Origin of the sequence: Neptunicoccus sediminis (genome assembly GCF_001719615.1) — a bacterium.
Classification (GTDB): Bacteria; Pseudomonadota; Alphaproteobacteria; order Rhodobacterales; family Rhodobacteraceae; genus Amylibacter; species Amylibacter sediminis.
Window position 1 is genome coordinate 438,563 of record NZ_MDVX01000001.1, and the last position, 21,863, is coordinate 460,425.

Annotated in this window: 19 protein-coding genes; 7 read left to right on the top strand and 12 right to left on the bottom strand. The window is 57.4% G+C overall.

Going from position 1 to position 21,863, the window contains the following annotated elements:
- From BFV97_RS02060 to BFV97_RS02075, 4 genes are all read left to right on the top strand, one after another.
- The gene (locus BFV97_RS02060) at window positions 1-1,011 is read left to right on the top strand and encodes an imelysin family protein (protein ID WP_069298644.1); all 1,011 of its coding nucleotides are present in this window, start codon (window positions 1-3) and stop codon (window positions 1,009-1,011) included.
- Window positions 1,012-1,013: 2 nt separating this feature from the next.
- Window positions 1,014-2,084 (top strand): DUF1513 domain-containing protein, encoded by a 1,071-nt coding sequence (locus BFV97_RS02065; RefSeq protein ID WP_069298645.1) that lies wholly within the window; start codon window positions 1,014-1,016, stop codon window positions 2,082-2,084.
- A 289-nt stretch (window positions 2,085-2,373) separates the two neighbouring features.
- Window positions 2,374-5,559 (top strand): PAS domain S-box protein, encoded by a 3,186-nt coding sequence (locus tag BFV97_RS02070; RefSeq protein ID WP_069298646.1) that lies wholly within the window; start codon window positions 2,374-2,376, stop codon window positions 5,557-5,559.
- Between the two features lie 13 nt (window positions 5,560-5,572).
- Window positions 5,573-5,959, top strand: coding sequence for a response regulator (locus BFV97_RS02075; RefSeq protein ID WP_069298647.1), 387 nt, complete (start codon window positions 5,573-5,575; stop codon window positions 5,957-5,959).
- Between the two features lie 71 nt (window positions 5,960-6,030).
- On the opposite strand, the gene BFV97_RS02080 is transcribed toward BFV97_RS02075, so the two are convergent.
- Together BFV97_RS02080 and BFV97_RS02085 are read right to left on the bottom strand one after the other, a co-directional pair.
- The gene (locus tag BFV97_RS02080) at window positions 6,031-6,354 is read right to left on the bottom strand and encodes an Hpt domain-containing protein (protein ID WP_069298648.1); all 324 of its coding nucleotides are present in this window, start codon (window positions 6,352-6,354) and stop codon (window positions 6,031-6,033) included.
- Window positions 6,354-7,421 (bottom strand): response regulator, encoded by a 1,068-nt coding sequence (locus BFV97_RS02085; RefSeq protein ID WP_157888253.1) that lies wholly within the window; start codon window positions 7,419-7,421, stop codon window positions 6,354-6,356. The genes BFV97_RS02080 and BFV97_RS02085 overlap by 1 nt, the downstream gene beginning before the upstream one ends.
- 654 nt (window positions 7,422-8,075) lie before the next feature.
- Between BFV97_RS02085 and BFV97_RS02090 the strand changes: the two genes are divergently transcribed.
- Window positions 8,076-9,116: an extracellular solute-binding protein gene (locus tag BFV97_RS02090; protein WP_069298650.1), complete on the top strand. Its 1,041-nt coding sequence runs from the start codon at window positions 8,076-8,078 to the stop codon at window positions 9,114-9,116.
- 274 nt (window positions 9,117-9,390) lie between these two features.
- The gene (locus tag BFV97_RS02095; protein ID WP_069298651.1) at window positions 9,391-9,591 is read left to right on the top strand and encodes a hypothetical protein; all 201 of its coding nucleotides are present in this window, start codon (window positions 9,391-9,393) and stop codon (window positions 9,589-9,591) included.
- Window positions 9,592-9,651: 60 nt separating this feature from the next.
- On the opposite strand, the gene BFV97_RS02100 is transcribed toward BFV97_RS02095, so the two are convergent.
- The 7 genes from BFV97_RS02100 to BFV97_RS02130 form a co-directional block, all read right to left on the bottom strand.
- Window positions 9,652-10,737, bottom strand: coding sequence for an ABC transporter ATP-binding protein (locus BFV97_RS02100; RefSeq protein ID WP_069298652.1), 1,086 nt, complete (start codon window positions 10,735-10,737; stop codon window positions 9,652-9,654).
- A complete protein-coding gene (locus tag BFV97_RS02105) occupies window positions 10,734-11,543 on the bottom strand; it encodes an ABC transporter permease (protein WP_069298653.1) in 810 nt (269 codons plus the stop codon). The genes BFV97_RS02100 and BFV97_RS02105 overlap by 4 nt, the downstream gene beginning before the upstream one ends.
- Entirely contained in the window at window positions 11,540-12,418 is an 879-nt protein-coding gene (locus BFV97_RS02110) for an ABC transporter permease (protein WP_069298654.1), read from the bottom strand. The genes BFV97_RS02105 and BFV97_RS02110 overlap by 4 nt, the downstream gene beginning before the upstream one ends.
- A 102-nt stretch (window positions 12,419-12,520) precedes the next feature.
- Window positions 12,521-13,921, bottom strand: a complete 1,401-nt coding sequence (locus BFV97_RS02115; RefSeq protein ID WP_069298655.1) for an aminotransferase — start codon at window positions 13,919-13,921, stop codon at window positions 12,521-12,523.
- A gap of 69 nt (window positions 13,922-13,990) precedes the next feature.
- Window positions 13,991-14,773, bottom strand: coding sequence for a carnitinyl-CoA dehydratase (locus tag BFV97_RS02120; protein ID WP_069298656.1), 783 nt, complete (start codon window positions 14,771-14,773; stop codon window positions 13,991-13,993).
- Window positions 14,770-16,848, bottom strand: coding sequence for an acetate--CoA ligase family protein (locus tag BFV97_RS02125; protein ID WP_069298657.1), 2,079 nt, complete (start codon window positions 16,846-16,848; stop codon window positions 14,770-14,772). The genes BFV97_RS02120 and BFV97_RS02125 overlap by 4 nt, the downstream gene beginning before the upstream one ends.
- Before the next feature lie 232 nt (window positions 16,849-17,080).
- Entirely contained in the window at window positions 17,081-18,241 is a 1,161-nt protein-coding gene (locus BFV97_RS02130; protein ID WP_069298658.1) for an acyl-CoA dehydrogenase family protein, read from the bottom strand.
- Between the two features lie 74 nt (window positions 18,242-18,315).
- On the opposite strand from BFV97_RS02130, the gene BFV97_RS02135 reads away from it, so the two are divergent.
- Window positions 18,316-19,272 (top strand): GlxA family transcriptional regulator, encoded by a 957-nt coding sequence (locus BFV97_RS02135; RefSeq protein ID WP_069298659.1) that lies wholly within the window; start codon window positions 18,316-18,318, stop codon window positions 19,270-19,272.
- On the opposite strand, the gene BFV97_RS02140 is transcribed toward BFV97_RS02135, so the two are convergent.
- The 3 genes from BFV97_RS02140 to BFV97_RS02150 all read right to left on the bottom strand — a co-directional run bounded on the left by BFV97_RS02140 (window position 19,269) and on the right by BFV97_RS02150 (window position 21,848).
- The gene (locus BFV97_RS02140) at window positions 19,269-20,030 is read right to left on the bottom strand and encodes a class II aldolase and adducin N-terminal domain-containing protein (protein ID WP_069298660.1); all 762 of its coding nucleotides are present in this window, start codon (window positions 20,028-20,030) and stop codon (window positions 19,269-19,271) included. The genes BFV97_RS02135 and BFV97_RS02140 overlap by 4 nt on opposite strands.
- Before the next feature lie 120 nt (window positions 20,031-20,150).
- The gene (locus BFV97_RS02145; RefSeq protein ID WP_083225460.1) at window positions 20,151-21,476 is read right to left on the bottom strand and encodes an ammonium transporter; all 1,326 of its coding nucleotides are present in this window, start codon (window positions 21,474-21,476) and stop codon (window positions 20,151-20,153) included.
- Between the two features lie 33 nt (window positions 21,477-21,509).
- Window positions 21,510-21,848, bottom strand: coding sequence for a P-II family nitrogen regulator (locus BFV97_RS02150; protein ID WP_069298661.1), 339 nt, complete (start codon window positions 21,846-21,848; stop codon window positions 21,510-21,512).
- Window positions 21,849-21,863: the final 15 nt, after the last annotated feature.

A 21,863-nucleotide genomic window follows, 5' to 3' on the forward strand; every position in this document is an offset into this window, starting at 1 on the left:
ATGAAGAAACTCTGCACCCTTTTTCTTGCCCTTATCTTGCCTGTCTCGGCCAGTGCGGATACCGCGCTGGTGGATCGCGTGATCAGCAACCACGTGATCCCGCGGTTCCAGACACTGGCGCGCACGACGGCGCAACTGGCGGAAACGGCGGCGCAGACCTGTGATCTGGACAACGGGCAGGTGATTTCCGACTATCATGCGGCCTTTGATGCGTGGGTTGGCGTCAGTCATTTGCGCTTTGGTCCGACCGAGGTGGACGACCGCGCCTTTGCGCTGGCGTTCTGGCCGGACCCGCGCAGCAAAACCCCCAAGGCGTTGTACAAGATGATCAGCGAAGAGGATCCGGTGATCCAACTGCCAGCGAATTATTCCCAAGCCTCCATTGCGGTGCGCGGGTTTTACGCGATGGAATATCTTCTGTTTGATGCGCCCACGCGGGAACTTGGCCACGGTGAATATCAATGCGCGCTGTTTCAGGCGATGACACAGGATACGGCGGCGATCAGTCAGGACATTCTGGATGACTGGCAACCGGATTATGCCGCGCTGATGCTGTCCGCGGGCCAGAACGAGCGTTACCAGACCGAAAAAGAGGCGGTGCAGGAATTTTTCAAAGCGGCGCTGACGGGATTTCAGTTCACCAAAGACACGCGCATCGCGCGACCGCTTGGCACCTTTGACAAACCGCGCCCGAACCGGGCCGAGGCCCGCCGCTCCGGTCGCTCTCTGCGCAACGTGGTTCTTGCGACCGAGGCTTCGCTTGATCTGGCCCGCCGTTTGGGGCGGGGTGACGAAACCATCCAGAGCCGTTTTGACAGGTTGGAACACGTTTTCACCACTGCGGTCGCCAAACTGGAAAGTCCGGTCTTTGCGGATGTTATGGACCCGCAGAGCCGTGTGAAAGTCGAGGTGGTGCAACAGTCCGTGGACCGGCTGCTGGAATACACGCTCGGCGGTCTCGGGCCGTATCTCGGGGTGGCCGAAGGGTTTAACGCGCTGGACGGAGATTAACCATGACCAGCCGCCGTGGATTTCTCGCAGGACTGGCCGCCGCCGGTTTTGCCCCGCGCACCACATGGGCCAGTGCCGGGGCGCCTGCCTGTCTGGCTGCGGCGCGAACGGACACGGGGGGCTATGTGCTATGCGGATTGTCCGGTGCGGGGGAGGTCCTGTTTGACATTCCGTTGCCCGATCGCGGCCACGCGGCTGCCGCCCATCCCCACCGCGCCGATGCGGTGGCTTTTGCCCGACGACCGGGCCGTTTTGCGGTCGTGGTTAACTGTGTGAACGGGGCGGTTCGGGCAAGGCTTGACGCGCCGGAGGGCAGGCATTTCTACGGTCATGGCAGCTTTGATCTGGACGGACGGTATCTGTTCACGACAGAAAACGATTATGAGGCAGGCCAGGGTGTTATCGGCGTTTGGGACTGCGCAGAGGATTATCGCCGCGTAGGGGAGTTTGCCTCTGGCGGGGTCGGTCCGCATGAGATCAAAACCCTGCCCTCCGGTGCTCTGGTGGTGGCCAACGGCGGGATTGAGACCCATCCCGAGGCAGGGCGGGCCAAGCTGAATATCCCCTTGATGGAACCGAACCTCTGTTATCTTTCAACGCAGGGGCAGCCGCTTGAGACACTGCGTCTTGATCCTGCCCTCCACAAAAATTCAATCCGCCATCTGGATGTTTCGGGCGATGGACTGGTTGCAGTCGGGATGCAGTGGCAGGGGGAGACGGGGCAGGTGGTGCCGCTGGTCTTTACCCACCGACCCGGAGAACAGGCGGTTTTTCCCGATATTGCGCCTGAAGTTTATCGCCGGATGCTGGGCTATGTGGGCAGTATTGCGATTAACAACGCAGGGGACAGGCTGGCCGCGACCTCGCCGCGCGGTGGGGTCGTGCTGGGCACGGCGACCAAACCGCGGGCCGGTGAACCGGCGCTGGAACCCTATCCGGATGTTTGCGGTGTTACCTTTGGTCCTTGGGGCCGGATGGTGACAACCGGCGCAGGGCAGGTGATCGGCGGGCTGGCGCAGCAGCCGCAACACTATCCCAGGTTGCAGTGGGACAATCATCTGGTGCGGATCTGATCCCCGCGGAAAACCGCAGGACCGGTCTGCAAAAAAAAGCTGCGGCGCCTTGCACATCAGGGGCTGGTCCGTCCTTAATCCACGCATTACCCTAGGGTTAAGCCGGATCAAGCGTTGCAAATTTGCTGAAAATCCGAAGTACTGCCAAATATAAACCGCATTTGTGTATATAGCTGTTTGGGCAAAGTGCGGAGTATGCTAGTTTGTCGAAAAAATCGCGTTGCTGTGCCTTTCTACCCTAGGACGAATGGTGCCAGAATGACCGAAAATAATGCAGGCAGGCTAAATTATGGCTAAAAACCAATTCGCAATTACAGTGCGCAGTTTTGGCGGACTGTGTTTTCGGAAATCTATGGTCTGTGCCGCCATTTTCCTGTCCCTCGTGCCAAATGTCCTTGCCGCGCAGCCTGTTGCCGGCCCTGAAAGCAGCCTTCTGGCGCAGTTTATTGCGGAATATTACTGGTACGTCATTTCCGGCTCTATGCTGTTCATGTCGCTTCTTCTGGCGCTGGTGGCTGTGACCATCCGCAACATCCACCTGCTGCGCCATCGCCGTCACAAGATTATCGCACAGGGTGCCGAACTGGAATTCCAGAAACAGGCAATGGATCACCACGCCATTGTCAGCATTGCCAACAACGAAGGGATCATCACCTATGTGAATGAGAACTTCAAAAAAGTGACCGGCTATACCGAAGAGGAAATCATCGGGAAAGAGGTCAAGGTTCTCTGGGCAGAGCGCAAACTTGACGAAACGATGAAAGACCTGCTGCGGGCGCTGGATCGCAAAGAGCCGTGGTCCGGCGAAATCCCCACCAGAAAGAAGAATGGCAATTTTTTCTGGGCGCAGGCGACGATGGTTCCGTTTTTTGATTCCAACGGCAATTACGTCAACACCACCTCTATCCGCACCGATGTCACCGCAAACAAGATGGCCGAGGCGAAACGGCAGCTTACCTCTTCGCTGGATCTGCTGAAGGACGAAGTGGCGATGTTCTGGCCCGACACGCTTCAGCTGGTTTACATGAACAAAGCGGCACGGGAACAGAACGGCTGGTCGGAACTGGATTATCGCGCGAAGACTGTTTTTGACGTTTACATCCCGATCAAACGGGCGCCGTTTGAAAAACTGCTGGAATCCCTGAAACATACGCGCACGGGTCAGGCCAGCTTTGAGATGCCTGCGGGCAAGCGCGTCATCGAGATCACGCTCCAGTATGTGACCCCGCCAAATGAAAACCCGCGTTATGTGGCGATAATCCGTGACGTAACCGAGGCTGCGCGCTCCAAACGCGAAGTCGCCAATATGCGCACCGTTCTCGATCTGGCCGAATACGAAGTCTACATCATGGACTCCCAGTCGCTGGAATATACCTATCTCAACAAGGCGGCCTTGCGTGCGGTCGGGTGGAATGAAAACGAATATCGCGGCAGGTCGCCTGCGGATGACGACGAACAGTTCGACCGCGACAGTTTTGAAAAACGCGTTGCGCCGCTGCGCGAGGGCAAGAAGACCGCCATTACATTTGAACGCCGCACATTGCACCGCCGCCCTACCGAAGTGACCATTCAAAAGCTGCGGATGGACGATCAGGGAGAGCGTTTCGTCGCGATTGTCCGTGACATCACGGAACGGGCAACTGCGGAGCGGGAAATCCGGCGGTTCAAGACCGCGCTCGATCTTAGTTCCGACTCGGTTCATATGTTCTGGCCCGAAACCCTGCGTTATTTCTATGGCAACGAAGAAGCTTTGCGTCGCGCAGATAAGACGTTTGATGACTTCATTAACCATGGCCCGCTCGACACCAATACCACGCTAACACGCAAGGTGCTGCAAAAGCGTCTCGACCAGTTGATGAGCGGCGAAGTCTCTTCCCAGGTCTATGAGACGCAGCATGTCCTTGCCAACGGATCAATCATGCCGGTTGAGGTGAATCTCCAGTATATCGAGCCGAGATACCACCGGCCCTATTTCCTCGCGATCATCCGCGACCTGACCAAAACAAAAGCTGCGGACAAGGCGAAATCGGAATTTGTGGCCACCGTCAGCCACGAATTGCGTACGCCACTGACCTCTATCAAAGGGTCGCTCGGTCTGGTGCGCACCGGCGCGATGGGGGTCTTGCCGGACAAGCCCAAAGCCATGATCGAAATCGCCTATAATAACTGCGAACGATTGGTCCGTTTGATCAACGATATTCTGGACATCGAAAAAATCGAAGCGGGCAAGATGGATTTCCAGATGGAGCGGCTGGACATGACCCAGCTTTTGCAGGATGCGCTGGAAGCCAACAAATCCTACGGCGAGGAGTTGGACATTACCTTTACCGCCACCGCCCCCGAGGTTCCGGTCTATACCCACGGCGATGCAGGGCGTTTGTTGCAGGTTATGGCGAACCTCATGTCCAACGCGGCGAAATTCTCGAACAGCGGCAGCACGGTGGATATTAAGCTTGAAGCAGTCGAAAGCCGCTTGCGTGTGACCGTTTCGGATCAGGGTGCCGGTATTCCGCTGGAAGCCCAGCCAACGATTTTTGACAAGTTCACGCAGGCGGATTCGTCTGATGTGCGCAAAAAAGGCGGCACCGGACTGGGGTTGAGCATCTCCAAGATGATCGTGGAACAACATGGCGGCGAATTGAAATTCCGCAGTGTTCCGGATGTGGGCACCGACTTCTGGTTTGAACTGGAACTGCTCGAAGCGGTCAAACTGCTGCCCGCCAGTACGCTTTCCCCTGCCTTGCCGCAGATTCTTGTGTGTGAGGACGACCGTGATCTTGCGCTTACCCTGAAGAACCTGCTGGAGTTTGAAGGCTTCAACGTCACCATTTCGCCGGATGTTTCCACCGCGCGGGAGCGTCTGAACCACATGGATTTCGACGCCATGACTCTGGACCTGACGCTGCCTGACGGCAACGGGCTGGACCTGTTGCAAGATCTGCGCAACACGGATGAGCACGCCGATTTGCCGGTTGTAATCATCACCGGCAGCCAGATCGAAATGCGGGAACCTTTGCCAGACAACCTAAAGGGGCTGTTCCGCAAGCCTCCCAACAGCCATGAGCTGATCACTTTGTTACAGACCGTAACCACGGAGACCACCACCCTTCGCCCGCGTATCCTGCACGTGGAGGACGACGCGGGCACGCGGGAGGTTGTGAAGAACATCATGGCGGATGCGGCGGATGTGGATGCCGCCCCGACCCTAGACTCGGCACGAGGAAAGCTCGACGCCAAAAGCTATGATCTGATGCTGCTGGACCTGAACCTGCCGGACGGGAACGGGCTTGAGCTTTTGAAGACGCTCAAGCACGACAGTTGCAGTAAAATGCCGATTATCGTTTTCTCCGGCGATGAAAGCACCGACCTGAAGGATGAGAATATTTCCTCTGTCATGCTGAAATCCCGCGTTACAAACGAAAAAATCCTTGCAGAGATCATGGATACCATGAAAAACAAGCTCACCTTATCTTAGAGAATACATTACGATGGCCGTCTTTGAAAAAATCCTCCACGTCGAAGATGACGCGGATATCCGGGAAATAGCTAAAATTGCGTTGGAAATGATCGGCGGGTTGGATGTGCATCAATGCGCTTCGGGCCATGATGCTATCGCGATCGCTGAAGAATACGCACCGGACCTTATTCTGCTTGATGTAATGATGCCTGTGATCGGCGGCGAGGAAACCCTGCGCGAACTGCGTAAAAATCCTGCGCTGGATCAGGTGCCGGCGGTGTTTATGACGGCCAAGGCCCATCAGAAGGAAAAGCAGGCTCTGCTGGATCAAGGGGCTGTTGCGGTGATTGTAAAGCCGTTCGACCCGACAACACTGGCCGATGAAATCCGCGCGATCTGGGAGGCACAGGCACGCTAGCGTGCTGTGTCCCCCAAGGGTATCAATTATAAAAAGGCGTCTGGATCAGGCGGCAGGCTTAGGCGGCCGTCTCAGGCGTCGATTGCGTCCTGTACGTGGCCGCTCAGGGTTGTGACACCGTCGCATAGCGTGCTGCTGTAGCCACCTTTTTCGATGGCGGTGTTCACTTCTTTTTCCAGATTGGCAGCAAAACTGCCCAGTGTGGCAAAGCCCAATGTCCCTGCCAGACCGTGAATTTTATGCACGATAAACCGCAGCTCGTCCATGTCGCTCGCTGTGCAGGTCCCCGCCGTCAGCTTTTCGTGGAGCGCCGTCAGGCGCTCCTTTCGCTCGGGCAGGCTGCTTACGAATTTTCCGCGGATTTCCAGCAGCTTGTCAGACAATGCAACGTTCATCAAAAGCCCATTTCAAGTTTTGACACATTTTTGGTCGAGGGATGTTTCAGTCGGTTGCGAATGGTGTCAATTTTGCTGGACCAGCCGCTGTTGCCGGGATGACGGCGCATGGAGCGGGCCGCAGCTTCGGCGGCGTCTACCGCCTTATACAGCGGCTCAAGCGTGCTCTTGCTGCTGAAGAAGCCGCATTTGACGGGCTGCCCCATGACCAGTTGCACATCCATTTTCGCACCATTGTCATAAACCAGCTCCATATCGCGGATCGACATGGCAATCTCGCCGGGCAGATCGTTGAATGTGTCCATCACAACCTTGTGGCAGATGGCGACGAACTGGCCGTTGCCCCGATAGCTGAGGAAAAACTCGCTGCGGCGCAGGTTGTCAGAGATCGCTTCGGCAATGTCGATGATGGTATTGGCAAAATCGCTGCCAGAGCTGTGCTGGTGAATGGTCGAGATATTCGCCACCTGAAAGGCCACGATGCACGATCCGAACAGACCGCCCCGTGTCAGTTGCAGCAGGTAGTTTTCAAACGCCAGTTTTCCGATCACACCGGCAACGCCTTCGATGCGGATTTCTTCGGACATAGCGACAGAGTTCTTCGTCTCGATCTGGTCGCGCAGGGCTTCCAGTGCAAAGCTCTTGTCTTCGGCTGCGGCATGTTCCTGCACCAGACGCGCGGCAAGGTTCACACGGGTGCCCAGTTCCAGAACGTCAAAGGGTTTGGTAACGTAATCCGATGCACCCGCTGCGAAGGCGCGGTCGATATACTGCCGGTCCGCCATTGCGGTGATCATCAGGATCGGCGCAGAGCGGTATGCAGGGAATTTGCGTATATGGTTGCACAGTTCGATCCCGTCCATTTCCGGCATCTGGATATCCAGAAGGAAACAGTCAAAGCGGGTCGGACTATTCTGGATCGTTTTCAGGGCCTCAGCCCCCGAAGTCACCAGAGTAATATCAGGAAAACCAGCCGCACCCACAACTTCTTTCAATAGCTCCAGGATGATTTCGTCGTCATCAACCGCGAGAATCTTCATTGGCCCCACCATGTCTTTCTTGTTCACAAGACGCGCTCCCAGGTTTCTACCAAGCGTCAGGGATTGGTTTCATCTTGTGGTAGTATTCTTAAATATTGTGGCGTGTTTGTGACGCATTGTTGTTAACACTGGTACAGAGTCCGGAAAAACCTATGGGAAACCTGCAAAAAACGGTGCAAACTTGTCACGAAACTGGCCGACTTATCGGGAAGGTCGGTTTTGCAATTAAAAATTCACTTTTGCCAAGAATCGACCCTGAGTCGACAATAATTGCAAAAAACGGCCCAAAACCGGAGCGTTTCAAGAACCGCTGAGGGCGGAAATACGGGGTTTTTCGTAAAGCTAAACTTTACAAAATGTAAACTTTTGTAAAGGACGAAACGCGTGACCTCGACCCATGGGCTTTCAACTGCAGGGAATCTGATAGGCCCCTTGTGTCAGACACTATTCACGCCAAGGACCTGTCTAGGTTGGGTGGATCGGGGGCGGTAGCACAACCCAGAGGATAGCTTGCCGCAAGGGATCGGTTCAGGGACGACAGATTTCAGGCAGGCGTGACCGGAAAACTGCCCCGCAGCAGGGGCAAATCTGTGGACCATGGCACGGCGCTGGACTAGAGTTTTGGGACCAACATGGCGCTTGGACAACGATTCAGCGCTTATTAACCTAATGGGAGATAACATGAAGCTTAATATGCTGATGACAGGGACCATTCTGTCCGGATTCCTCGCAGCCGCTGCGGCTGGTGCGCAAGAACTGGTCGTGCTGGACTGGTCCGGCTACGAAGATGAAGGCTTTCTGCAAAGCTACATTGAAAAACACGGCGGACCGCCAACCTTTTCCTTCTTTGGTGAAGAAGAAGAGGCCTTTCAGAAGTTGCGGTCCGGCTTTAAGGCCGATGTGTCCCATCCCTGTAGCCAGTCCGTTTCCAAATGGCTGGATGCCGGTTTGATCGAACCCATCGACCCTTCCAGAGTGGAACGTTGGGATGAAGTGAACGCCGGTATGAAAGAGGCGTTCAAGTTTGACGGCGAGTATTACCTGATCCCTTCGGATTGGGGCACAACGGCTTTGACCTATCGCAGCGATCTGGTGGACCCGGCGGCGATGAATACGTTGGAAGTGTTCAAGGACCCGAAATACGCAGGCCGTATTTCCCTGCCCGACAATGTGGATGACGTCTATGCGCTCGCTTATCTGGCGACAGGTACACAGGATTGGTCCAAAGCCACTGATGAGGATTTCGCCAAGGCCAATGAATGGCTGCGGGCGGTGCATCCGATGGTTCGAGCTTATTGGGCGGACGGCGCAGAGCTGGGTCAGTTGATGACCAGCGGCGAAGTTATCGTGGCCTGGGCCTGGAACGAGACCCCGACAACGCTGGCAGGGGAGGGTATTCCTGTTGAGGCTAACCGCGCGACCAAAGAAGGCTCTTCCACATGGTTCTGTGGATATGTGAACCTGAAGGACGGTCCGAACGACGAAGCGCTGATGTATGATTTCTTCAACACATGGCTGTCACCTGAAACCACCCAGTATATCGTGAACGAGTGGGGCTATGGCAGCGGCAACGAAGCGCAGATGGCTACGCTTGGGACCGAAACGCTGGAAGGGGCCGGTCTGGGAGAGATCGACGTGCCAATTCTGGCGCAAATCCCGATGGACCAGCAACTGCGCGAAAAGATGATCGCAGAATTTGAGAAGATCAAAGCCGGTTTCTAAATTGCGAAGGCGAAAAACCACAAAGGGCGCTCGGTCGGGCGCCCTTTTTTTATGTCCGCAGGTCAGATGATTCGACGGATGTTCCCGGTTGTGTGGGCCAAATTTGCAGATTGCGCCTTTGGTGCGCCCGACACTGGGGCTATTTCGATAAAATTATATACGAATTGATAGGATAGAAGCGCAAAGTAGATAGTGTCCTATTCCCTTCCCAACGGGCGCGGTGCGGATATTTATCGTAAATTTGTTTCAGTAAACAAATCCTGAAGGAAAGATCATGAACTGCAAACAAATTGAGATGAATGTGCGGCAATCACGGATTTCTGCCTTGAAAAGCCTGAACGGGGCCAGCAGATCCGCGCGTCCCTCTGCATTCTATTTGAAGCGTTCTGTCGGGCAGGCCCATTGGCCCGAGCCGGTTGCAGCGGTGGAGGACAGGCTTTTCACCACATTCAAAACGATGTGCTACTTTGTGTAACAGGGCTATTCGCGGGACAGACCGATTGCACAGGCCGGACGGCAGTCTGTTACAGACGGCTCACTTCAGCAGCAGCACAGACTCCGCGCCCCAGCCGACGCGGGCGCGGTCCTGACGGGACAGAACAGAACGTCCGGCAGTGTTGCGCATGGATATTGTGACAGGGTGGTCTACGCCGTCCAGCTTTACATCATAATAGGTCATATCCCCGTAGTAATAGACATCCTCTACGATGCCGGATGCCTCCCGTTCGGAGTGTGCGTTTTCGCCGGACAGGATCGTCAGCATCTCCGGCCGCACCCCTGCGGTCACGCTGGCATCGACGCCGCCCGGGGCTTGTTCGGCGGGAATGGTGACTTTGCCAAGCCCCGCGATGTCACAGTCAAAGGTGTCGCCGGTGCCATCGCTGACGGATACATCAAGGAAGTTCATCACGCCGATAAATTCAGCCACCTTGCGGTTCACAGGGCGGCGGTAAAGATCCTGCGGCGAGGCAAGCTGCCCGATCCGCCCCTCAAACATCACCGCGATGCGGTCGGACATGGTCAGCGCTTCTTCCTGATCATGTGTCACTAGAATAAATGTGATCCCGACTGCCCGTTGCAGGTGGCGCAGTTCGGATTGCATCTGTTCGCGCATCTTCTTGTCGAGCGCGGACAGCGGTTCGTCCAGCAGCAGCACCTTGGGCTTCAGCACCAGCGCACGGGCAAGCGCCACGCGCTGTCTCTGCCCGCCGGACATGGCATGAGAGGCCCGCTCGCCGTATCCCTCCAGCCCGACCTGTTTCAGCGCAGTGGCCACCTCGGTTGCGATCTGGTCCTTGGGCATCTTGCGCGCCTTCAACCCGTAGGCGACATTTTCGGCCACCGACATATGGGGAAAGATGGCATAGCTTTGGAACACCATATTGGTGGGGCGGCGGTTTGCGGGCACATTGTCCATCGACTGTCCGGCAATTTCCACATGACCCGCCGTGACATCCTCAAATCCGGCGATGGTGCGCAGCAGGGTTGTCTTGCCGCATCCCGAAGGCCCGAGCAGGGAGAAAAACTCGCCCGTGCGGATTTCCGCGTTCACATCATGTAGCGCCTGAAAGTCGCCGTAGAATTTGTCGATACCGCTCAGGCGGATGATCGGGTCGGTCATAGGAATCCTCCGGCATCTTCAATGCCTGTTTTTCTTGCGCTACGGCGGCGGAAATATTCGGCTGTGGCCAGCAGGGTCAGTGACAGGATCAGCAGGATCGTGCCAAGGGCCATCAGGCTGGGCAGTTTTTGCGGAAACCGCAGTTGTCCCCAGATATAGACCGGCAGCGTGGGTTCGGTTCCGGCCAGAAAGAAGGCGATGATGAATTCGTCCAACGATATGGTGAAAGAGATCAGCATCGAGGACACCACACCGGGTAGCACCAGCGGCATTGTCACCAGCCAGAAGGTGGCCAGTTTGCTCCGCCCCAGATCGAATGAGGCTTCCTCAAGGCTCTGGTCAAGGTTGAGGAATGCCGACGACAGGATCGCCACACAAAACGGCGTACAGATCAGCACATGCCCCAGCACAATGGTCCAGAGCGACAGATCAAACCCCATTTGCAAGATCACCACCAGCAGGGACACACCGACGATAATCTCGGGCAGCACCAGCGGGATCATGATGAACCCCATCACTGCCTTTTGTCCGCGAAACTTGTAGCGCGAGGAGGCCCGCGCCGCCAGAATACCAAGGCTCGTCGCGATGATCGCCGTGCTGACAGCAATCAACAGGCTGTTCTTCGTGGCGGTGTGCAGGGCTTCGGTTTCCCACAGCACATTAAACCAGTTCAGCGTGAAGCCTTTGAGGGGAAAAGAGACAATCGAACTGTCGTTAAAGGCAAAGATCGGCAACAGCAGGGCAGGGGCGTAGAGAAACACCAGAAACACCCCGATATAGAGCTTGAACCACTTCCCAGACTTCATTTCTGCCCCACCAGATATTTGCGGTTCAACCAGACGAAGATCAGGGAGATCACCGATACAAGGAACATGGCAGACAGGGCCAGCGCCGCGCCAAGCGGGGCGTTATTGGCCTTTTTGAACTGTAATTCGATCATGTTGGAAATCATCAATCCGTTCGGGCCGCCCACCAGCCGCGGCGTGACGTAATCCCCGATGGTGGGGATAAAGACGATGACAGTTGCCGCCACTACGCCCGGCATCGCCAGTGGCAGGGTGACTCGGATGAACCGGCGCAGCGGACCGTCGCCCAGATCTTCGGCTGCTTCCAGCAGGGAGCGGTCGATTTTTTCCAGCGCGACAAAGATCGGCAGGATGGCGAAAGGCACCCATGCATGGGCCAGCGTCACCACCACTGCATTCTGGTTATAAAGAATAAAGGACAGCGGCTGTTCGATCACCCCAATCCCCAGCAGCGAGCCGTTGATCACACCGTTGTACCCGAGGATCACCTTCCACAGAAAAATCCGCATCAGGTAACTGGTCCAGAACGGAATGGTAATCAGGAAGATCCACAGCGGTTTGCGCTTTTGCGGGACGTAAAAGCTGACGTAATAGGCGACCGGAAAGGCCAGCAGGATCGTCAGCGCCGTGACGAACGCGGAAATCTTCAGGGACCGAGCCATCAGTGTCTGGTAGATCGGCTCGGACCACGCCTCGATATAATTTTTCAACGTGAAGGTTTTATCAAGATCCAGATAGTCCTGAGTCCAGAAACTGAGCGCGATAACCATTGCAAGCGGTGCGGCCAGCAGCAGGATGGAATAGACCAGAGTCGGACTGACCAGCAGCCAGCCCGAGGCTTCCTCCGAGCGGCGCCATTTGGCAAGCTGGCTCATGCGATACAGCCTTGGTTCATCGGTTTGTAATCACTTCGCATTCTGTCCCTTGTGCTTGGGGCTAATGGAACGTTGGAATCCGGTTCAACGCAAGCGAAAATGTCAGAAATGTCCCTCTTCGCGAAGCTGTTTTGTGACCTTTTCGATCGAGGTGCGCAAGGTCTTTACCAGAAAATCCACGTCCTTGCGTGTCAGGGTCAGGGGGGGCGACATTACGTTCAGATGACCGATCGGGCGCACCAGCAGGCCAAGGCTCTCGGCGGTGGTTGCAATGCGTTTGCCGATGTCCACTTCGTCAGGGAAGAGTTCTTTTGTGGCCTTGTTCTTCACATTCTCCACACACATCATCAGCTTGCGTCCGCGCACGTTTCCAACGATTTCAAGGTCGTTCAGCGTGTTGAGCTGTTCCTCGAAATATGTGCCCACATCGGCTGCATTTTGCAGCAGGTTTTCGCGTTCCATGATCTCGATGTTTTTCAGCGCGGCAGCACAACAAACCGGATGGCCGCTATAGGTATAACCACTGGTGAACCAGCGGTTTTCGTCGCCCTTGGAGATCACATCATGGATACGATCCGAATAGATCATCGCGCCCATAGGCAGATAGCCCGAGGACAGCCCCTTGGCCGTAGTGATGATGTCCGGCACCACATCGAATTCATCCTCAATCGCAAAGAAATGCCCCAACCGTCCAAAAGCGGTCACGACCTCATCCGCGAGGAACAGGATGTCGTGCTTCTGACAAACCTCCCACATCCGTTTCAGATAGCCCTTGGGGGGCACAAGCACCCCACCCGACGCCTGAATCGGTTCGGCAAAGAAGGCGGCAACCTTATCCGCGCCGATCTCTGCGATTTTGGCTTCAAACTCAGCGATCAACTGGTCGGTAAATTCCTCTTCGGTGGGATTGCCCTCGGCACGGTAGAAATGCGGTGCCGAGATATGGTGGATGCCGTCGCGCAGGTACTGGAACTCTGTCACTTTGTCGGCGGCCTTGTTGCCGATGGACATGGTGACAAAGGTGGACCCGTGATAGGCCTGATCCCGCGCGATGATATGGGTCTTTTCGGGCTTGCCACGACAGTAGTTGTAGAACCCCACCAGACGATAGGCCGAATCCACCGCCGTAGAACCGCCGGTGGTAAAGTGCATCCGGTTCAGATCACCCGGAGTCAGACTGGCCAGCTTTTCCGCCAGCAGTGCACTCGGCCCGTTGGTCATATCCACAAAGGTCGAGGAATAGGCCAGCTTTTCAACCTGCTCGGCAATGGTCTGTGCCATCTCCTTGCGGCCCAACCCGATATTGGTACACCACATGCCGCCCACAGCATCCAGATAGGATTTGCCGTTGGCATCTTTCAGATAACAGCCTTCGCCGCTCTCAACGACCATCGCGCCTTCCTTTTCGAAACTGTCGAAATGGGTCCACGGGTGGAGCGTGTGGCGCTGATCCAATGCGCGCAAATGGGCTTCTGCATCGTTCTGGCCTTTATCGGTAAGCATGGTGTTTCCTTTATTTCTGAAATGAATTCCGGGTGGTCTGTCCTGTGCTAGTGTGAAACGATAGCGGGGCTAACGGCCCTTCCAGACCGGATCACGCCCTTCGGCAAAGGCGCGGGCACCTTCCAGCTGGTCTTCGGAGGAATAAAGCCGGTCCACGGATTCAAGCTGGCGCTGGGTGATCCGGTTCATGGCGTCCTGAAACTTGCTGTCCTCGGCATCGCGCACGACTTCCTTGATCGCCGCGTAAACCAGTGGCGGTCCGGTTTCGAGCATCCGCGCCATGTCCCAAGCCTTGTCCAGCAGATCCGCGCCGGAATGGATCTGGTTCACAAACCCCCAGCGGTGCGCTTCCTCGGCATCGAGCCAGCGCCCCGTCAGCAGCATTTCCATTGCGATGTGATAGGGGATGCGCTTGGGCAGCTTGATGCTCGCCGCATCGGCAACCGTGCCGGAACGGATTTCAGGCAGCGCGAAAGAGGCATGGTCCGCCGCCAGAATAATATCCGCCGACAGCGCCAGTTCCAGCCCGCCGCCACAGCATATGCCGTTCACAGCCGCGATCACAGGCTTGTTCAGCCCGCGCAATTCCTGCAAGCCGCCAAAACCGCCCACGCCGTAATCCCCGTCAACCGCGTCCCCGTCCGCGGCGGCTTTCAGGTCCCAGCCGGGGCAGAAGAATTTTTCGCCGCCGCCGGTGACAATGGCCACCCGCAGTTCCGGATCGTCGCGGAAATCTGCAAAGACCTCGCCCATGATGCGGCTGGTGGCCAGATCAATGGCATTGGCCTTGGGGCGGTCCAGTGTCACCTCCAGAATGCCGCCCTCGCGGCGGGTTTTTATCGGGTCTGTCATGTCAGGGCCTTCTCGTTTGTGTGTGTCTGTGACGTGTTGGTCGCACGCGCACCGGCCTGCCGTCGCAGCAGGGCGTCTGCTGCAATGGCATCGGTGGGGGTGCAGATCAACGGATTGATTTCAACTTCTTCCAAGCCGTCCGCATTGGCAAGGACGTAGTTCTGAACCGCTTCTATGGCGTCCAGAATAGCAGGCAAATGGGCAGCAGGGGCATTGCGGAACCCGTTCAGCAATTTGCTGATTTTAAGTGTGGCAAGCGCCGCTGCAATTTCTGCGCGGGTGGAGGGGACCAACAGGGACACGCTGTCTTCCAGCAGTTCGGTCAGCACCCCGCCAGCCCCCAAAGTCAGAACAAATCCGTGGGCCGGATCCTTGACCACACCGACCAGCAATTCCGCCACGGTGCCTGTAATCATCTCTTCAACCAGAAACTGCGCACAAGGCATCGCTGCGGCTGCGGCTTCCACGGCCTCCGACTGTTGTAGGTTCAACGCCACTGCTCCGGCCTCTGATTTATGGGCGATGCCCACCCCTTTGAGCACGACAGGAAAACCGATTTCCCCTGCCATCTGCGCAGCCTGAACGGGGGAGGTGGCCTGCGCGGATTTGGGGATGCGCAATCCGTGGGCGTGAAGCGCGGTTTTGGCTGCGGCCTCGCTTGTCACCTCGGCCGGACCGCTGGCAGGGGGCAACAGGACCGGCTGTTCCGACAAAGCGCCAAAGCCCGAGGCCGCTGCCACCGCTTCGATGGTTTCGCGCAGACCCAACATCGGGATAACGCCTTTGGCCACAAGCCGCGCGGCGATGGTTTCCGACAGGTTTTCCGGCAGGGTCGTCACCATAGCCACAACACCACCGCTGCGGGTTTTGGCCAGTCCGGCGGCATCTATGGCGCAATCCCAATCCGCATCGGAGCATTTGTCGGCGCGGGGAAAATCCACCACCAACAGGGTCAGCGCCAGATGGGGTTCCATCATCGCGGCCCATGCGCTGGCCATCGCCTCTGTGTTGCGCCAGATATAGGTGTGATAATCCAGCGGATTTGCCAAAGCCACCATCGGGCCCAGCGCGTCGCGCAGGTTGCGGCTCTGACTGTCTGTGAGGGGCGGAAAGCTGACCGGCGTGCCATGTGCGGTATCCGCTGCAAGGCTCGCCTCGCCGCCCGAACAACTGATCGAGGCGATCTCGCCAGAGGGCAGCGGGCCTGCAAAATGAAGCAGTTTCAGGGTTTCAAGAAAGGTCGGCAGGCTGTCCACCCGCGCAATGTTAAGACGCCGCAACAGGGCCGTCGCCCCCGCGTCTCCCCCCGCGACAGATGCCGTGTGGGAAATGGTGGCGGCTTTCGCCTGATCCGACTTCCCCACTTTTAGCGCTACAATCGGTTTGCCCAGTTCTGCCGCCTTTCGCGACAAAGCTTCATAGGCGCGGATGTCGTTAAACCCTTCAATATGCAGCCCAAGGGCCGTAATGCGCGGATCTTCCAGAAAATGCGCACCGATTTCCGCCATGCCGGTCTGCGCCTGATTTCCCGCACAGACCACAGCCGCGATTGGCAGACCCCGTTGCTGCATGGTGATGTTTATGGCCATGTTGGAGGATTGCATGACAATGGCCACCCCGCTGTCCACCTGCGCCCCGCCATGCTGGTCAGGCCACAGGATCGCAGACTCAAGATAGTTGATCATCCCGTAACAGTTTGGCCCCAACACCGGCATCCGGCCCGCCGCCGCAACCAGTTGCGCCTGCAAATCAGAACCGGCTGCGTCTTCGTGATCGGCTTCGGAAAATCCCGAGGCAAAGCAGATGGCGCCACCGGCCCCCATAGCAGACAGTTCCGCTACAACGTCGAGCGTTGCATGCCGGTTCACCCCGATGAAACAGGCGTCCGGCGGCTCTGGCAGATCCTGAAGGCTGGTAAAAGCGGGCAGGTTTCCAAGGGGCTTGCCCTTGGGGTGCACCGGATGGATCGCCCCGTCAAATCCCAAGCGTTGTGCCTGATCTGCCACCGCTTCGCACCAGGCGCCGCCACCGATGATGGCAATGGATTTCGGGGAAAAGAGTCTTTGCAGGGTCATGGCTTCAGCAGTCTCGGGAAAAAGGGTTCCAGCCTCCGGCGGGGATATTTTCTGCCAGAAGAAGCAAGGATTTGTTAACGGGAATCAGTTTTAACAGTTGTGCGGTACAGGCTGGGAAGCCGATGACCGCGCCAGGAGAAGGCCCTCTGCCGCTGTTTACGGCGCAGAGGGCTGTTTCCACCCCGCCGCGCCTTTCTTCTGGCTTTAAATATCCCCGCGAGGAGCGCATGACCTACGCGCCCAATGCGCGCAAAAGCTCGCGGCTGATGATGTGACGCTGGATTTCGGATGTACCGTCCCAGATCCGTTCTACGCGGGCATCACGCCAGAAGCGTTCCAGCGGATAGTCGTCCATCAAGCCCATGCCGCCGTGGATCTGGATCGCCGCATCCGTGACGCGGGACAGCATTTCAGAGGCGTAGAGCTTTGCGCTGGCAATCTCTCGGTTCGCGGGCAGGCCCTTGTCCAGCCGGTCCGCCGCGGCGAGGGTCAACAGGTCTGCTGCGTCGATTTCGGTAATCATGTCAGCGATCTGAAAGCTGACGCCCTGAAACTTGCCGATGGGCTGGCCAAACTGTTCCCGCTCGGCGGCGTAGGACAGTGCGTAGTCAAAGACGCGGCGCGCGCGGCCCACGGACATGGTCGCGACAGTAATCCGCGTGGCGTAGAGCCATTCGTTCATCACCGCAAAGCCGCCGTCTACCTCTCCCAGCACCTGCGCGTCGGGCAGGCGGCAGTCGTCGAATTCAAGGATCATATTCTTGTAGCCGCGATGGGACACGGATTTATAACCGTCGCGGATGGTAAAGCCCGGTGTGCCACGATCCACCAGAAACGTGGTGATCCGTTTCTTCGGGCCTTTGGGCGTGTCGTCTTCGCCCGTGGCGATAAAGACGATGATGAAATCTGCGTGATCCGCACCGGAGATAAAGTGTTTGGTGCCGTTTACTACCCAGTCGCCACCATCGCGCACGGCCGAGCATTTCATTCCGCGTACATCCGAACCGGCGCCCGGTTCCGTCATCGCCAGCGCGTCCATCCGTTCCCCGCGCATGGCGGGCATCAGATAGCGTTCGCGCTGTTCGGCGTTACAGGCCATCAGGATATTTTGCGGACGGCCAAAGAAATGGTTCAGCGCCATAGAACCACGCCCCAGTTCCCGTTCCACCAGCGCAAATTCCCGGTGGTTCAGTCCGGCACCGCCTACTTCTTCGGGAAAGTTGCAGCCGTAAAACCCCAGTTCCAGCGTCTTGCGCTTGATCTCATCGGCAATTTCCGTGGGCACTTCGCCTGTGCGCTCGACCAGTTCCTCATGGGGGTAGATCTCTTTCTCAACAAAAGATCGCACGGTGGAAGCGATCATTTCCTGTTCTTCGGTCAGGCCGTATTGCATGTCGGAATCCTTTTGATGTTCCCCCGAGCCTATGGCTCTTGCCAAAGCAGACCTTGCACAAGTATGCCTTGATCATGCCGGATTGGAAAAAATCATCCTCTGGCGGGCTGCGGGTCGGGGTGCTTTTATTTGATCACTTCTCGAACCATTGTCTCGCCAATGCCATCGAACCGCTGCGCGCGACCAATGATCTTGCGGGTGCGTCCCTGTTTGAGTGGCGGTTCCTGTCGCTCGACGGGGCGCCAGTGACCAGCTCCAGCGGGCTGCAAATCACACCGCGCGGACGTTTGGAGGGCAATGACGGGGATATGCTGTTCGTGATGCCAAGCTATGCCCATCACAGCCACACCGGAGCCGCCACGCGGGCGGGGTTGCGGGCGGCGGCAGGGCGATTCGACACGATCGCGGGTTTTGACACGGGCGCGTGGCTCATGGCGGTGGCGGGGCTGTTGCAGGGGCGGCGGGCAACGATCCACTGGGAAGAACTGGATGCGTTTGCCGAAACCTTCTCCGATACAGAGGTGCTGCGGGAACGTTACGTGATAGACGGCAACCGGATCACCTGCACGGGGGCGATTGCGGCTTTTGATCTGGCGATGCATCTGATCGCCTCTCAACACGGAGAGGCATTGCGTCAGGATGTGGCGACTTTGTTTATGTCGGATGCCCGCGCCGAGAGCGGTTTTGGACGGGCGCGGGATCGTCTGGTGGGACGGGCGCTTGATTTGATGCAGGCCCATGTGGAACACCCGCTGTCTGTCAAGGATCTGGCGCGGCGGCTGGCTGTGTCGCAAAAAACGCTGGAGGCGCGGATGAAGGCTGCGCTTGGCGCAACGCCGCGACAGGTTTACCGGCGTCAGCGTATGGTGGTTGCCCGCAATCTGGTGCAGGACACGGAACTGGGCATCGCAGAGATTGCCGTGCGCTGCGGTTATCGTGATGCAACCGCCATGACACGGGCGTTCCGCATCGAGTTTTCCACCTCCCCGCGGGCTTTGCGCGGGGGGGCGGGGCGGGGCGCACCGGACTAGCTTGCGTAGGAAGAGCCTTCTTCGTCGAGGATCAGTTTCAACTCTGCCAGATGGCGGTCTGCCTGTTCGGGATAGTCCTCCAGTTCCCGCGCGGTTTTTTCTGCGATTTCGTCGGAAAGCACCCGCAGTTCCCGTCCGGTTTGCAACGCGCGAATATAGGTTTCCGCAGAGCGTTCGAAATAATACAGCCGGTTGAACGTGTCCGCGACCGTGTCGCCGATAATCATTACGCCGTGATTGCCCATGATCATCACCTTGACCTTTGGATCGCTGAACAGTTGGGCACAGCGTTCGCCTTCCTCTTCAAAGGCCAACCCGCCGTAATTGTCGTCAATCACATAGCGGTTGAAGAATGTGGCGGTGTTCTGGTCGATGGGCAACAGGCGGCTGTCTTTCAGACTGGCGAGCACTGTTGCATGGACCGAATGGACGTGCATGGCGCAGCGGGCGTGGGGGCAGTGGCGGTGCAGCGCACCATGCAGGCCCCAAGCCGTCGGGTCCGGTGCGCCGGGGCGGGACAAGACATCGGGGTCGTTAGCATCGAGCAGCAGAAGGTCGCTCGCCTTGATCCGCGCGAAATGCATCTGGTTGGGGTTCATCAGGAACTGTGTCCCGTCGTCATTCACAGCATAGGAAAAATGGTTGGCCACGGCCTCGTGAAAGTTCAGCCGCTCGGTCCAGCGGAAAGCAGCGGCCAGATCTACGCGGGCGTCCCAGTGGTCCATATTTGCGGGGGCGATCTTCTGTTGGGCGGTCATTTCTGATCCTTTCGTCGGTTTTTCCAGCAGGGTGGCGGGAAAAGCCGCGTCTGACCAGCCCCGAAAACGAAAAAGCCGGACCCGAAGGCCCGGCGTTTCTATTTGCGTTGTGGCGCGGCGTCAGTTCTGTGTGAACTCAGGGTAGGCTTCCATGCCCAGCTCGCTCATGTCGAGTCCGGTCACTTCGGCTTCCTGCGAGACCCGGATGCCCATGACCGCCTTCAGGATGAACCAGACCACAGCGGAGGTGACGATCACGAAGATAGCAACTGTGATGATCCCGTAAAGCTGTGCGCCAAGTGAGGCCTCGTTGTTGGTGAACACCACCGCAATCGTGCCCCAGATACCAGCGACGAGGTGTACCGGAATGGCGCCAACCACATCGTCGATGCGGAATTTGTCGAGCAGGGGAACCACGATGACCACGATCACGCCCCCCATTGCACCGATCAGCGTTGCAGCACCGATAGAGGGGGTCAGCGGCTCGGCTGTGATGGATACCAGACCGGCCAGAGCACCGTTCAGGATCATGGTGAGGTCAGGTTTTTTATATAAAATCTGCGTCAGGATCAAAGCCGTAACCACACCACCGGCTGCGGCTGCGTTCGTGTTTACAAAGATACGGGACACATCGGCCACGTCTCCGACCGTACCCATCGCCAGCTGCGAACCGCCGTTGAAACCGAACCAGCCAAGCCAGAGGATAAATGTGCCAAGTGTGGCCAGCGTCAGGTTGGAGCCCAGCATCGGGGACACACGACCATTACGGTATTTGCCGATGCGCGGGCCAAGGATGATGGCGCCGGTCAAAGCCGCCCAGCCGCCGACCGAATGCACTACGGTTGAGCCGGCGAAATCAAGGAAACCCGCCTGATCCAGAAAGCCTGCGCCCCATTTCCACGATGCCTGAACCGGATAGATTACGGCGGTCAGGATGACAACGAAGATCAGGAACGGCCACAGCTTGACCCGCTCGGCCAATGCGCCCGAAACGATAGAGGCGGTTGCCGCACAGAACATCAATTGAAAGAAAAAGTCCGAACCGACAGAGGCATAGGATAGGTCGGCATCCGCGGCTGCCAGCCCGACGGCGTCTAAGGCTGTGGGGCTGATGGCCCCGATCACATTCGGCACAATCCAGGCGTCGCCCGGATACATCAGGTTAAAGCCGATCAGGTAGTAAAAGATACAGGCCAGACCGAAGAGGCCCATATTCTTGGTTAACTGCATGGTCACGTTCTTGGACCGCACAAGCCCGGCCTCCAGCATGGCAAAACCGGCGGCCATAAAGAACACCAGAAAGCCGCCGATCAGGAACAGAAGCGTAGTCAGGATGAAGCCGACCTCTGCGGGAACGGCGGCGGGGGTGCTGTCCTGCGCCAGAGCGGCCACCGGCAGGGTGGTCGCCGCCAGTGCCAGCAGCGGGGTTTTCAGGGGGTATGTCATGATTTTTCCTCGTTCTTCCTAATCATGCGGCGCTTAAACCGCGTCCTCACCAGTTTCGCCGGTGCGCACGCGAACCGCCTGTTCCACATCCAGTACGAAAATCTTGCCGTCACCGATCTTGCCGGTTCTGGCGCTGTCCTCGATGGCGCTGACCGCCTGTTCGGCCATATCCGCCGTGACGACAATTTCCAGTTTCATTTTAGGCACATAGTTAATGGCGTATTCCGCGCCGCGATAGATTTCTGTGTGGCCGGATTGAACGCCGTAGCCTTTGATCTCGGTGACCATCATCCCTTTCACGCCAATATCCGTCAGCGCGGTGCGGACTTCTTCCAGTTTGAAAGGTTTAATTGTCGCTATGATTAGCTTCATCTGTCCCTCTTAGGT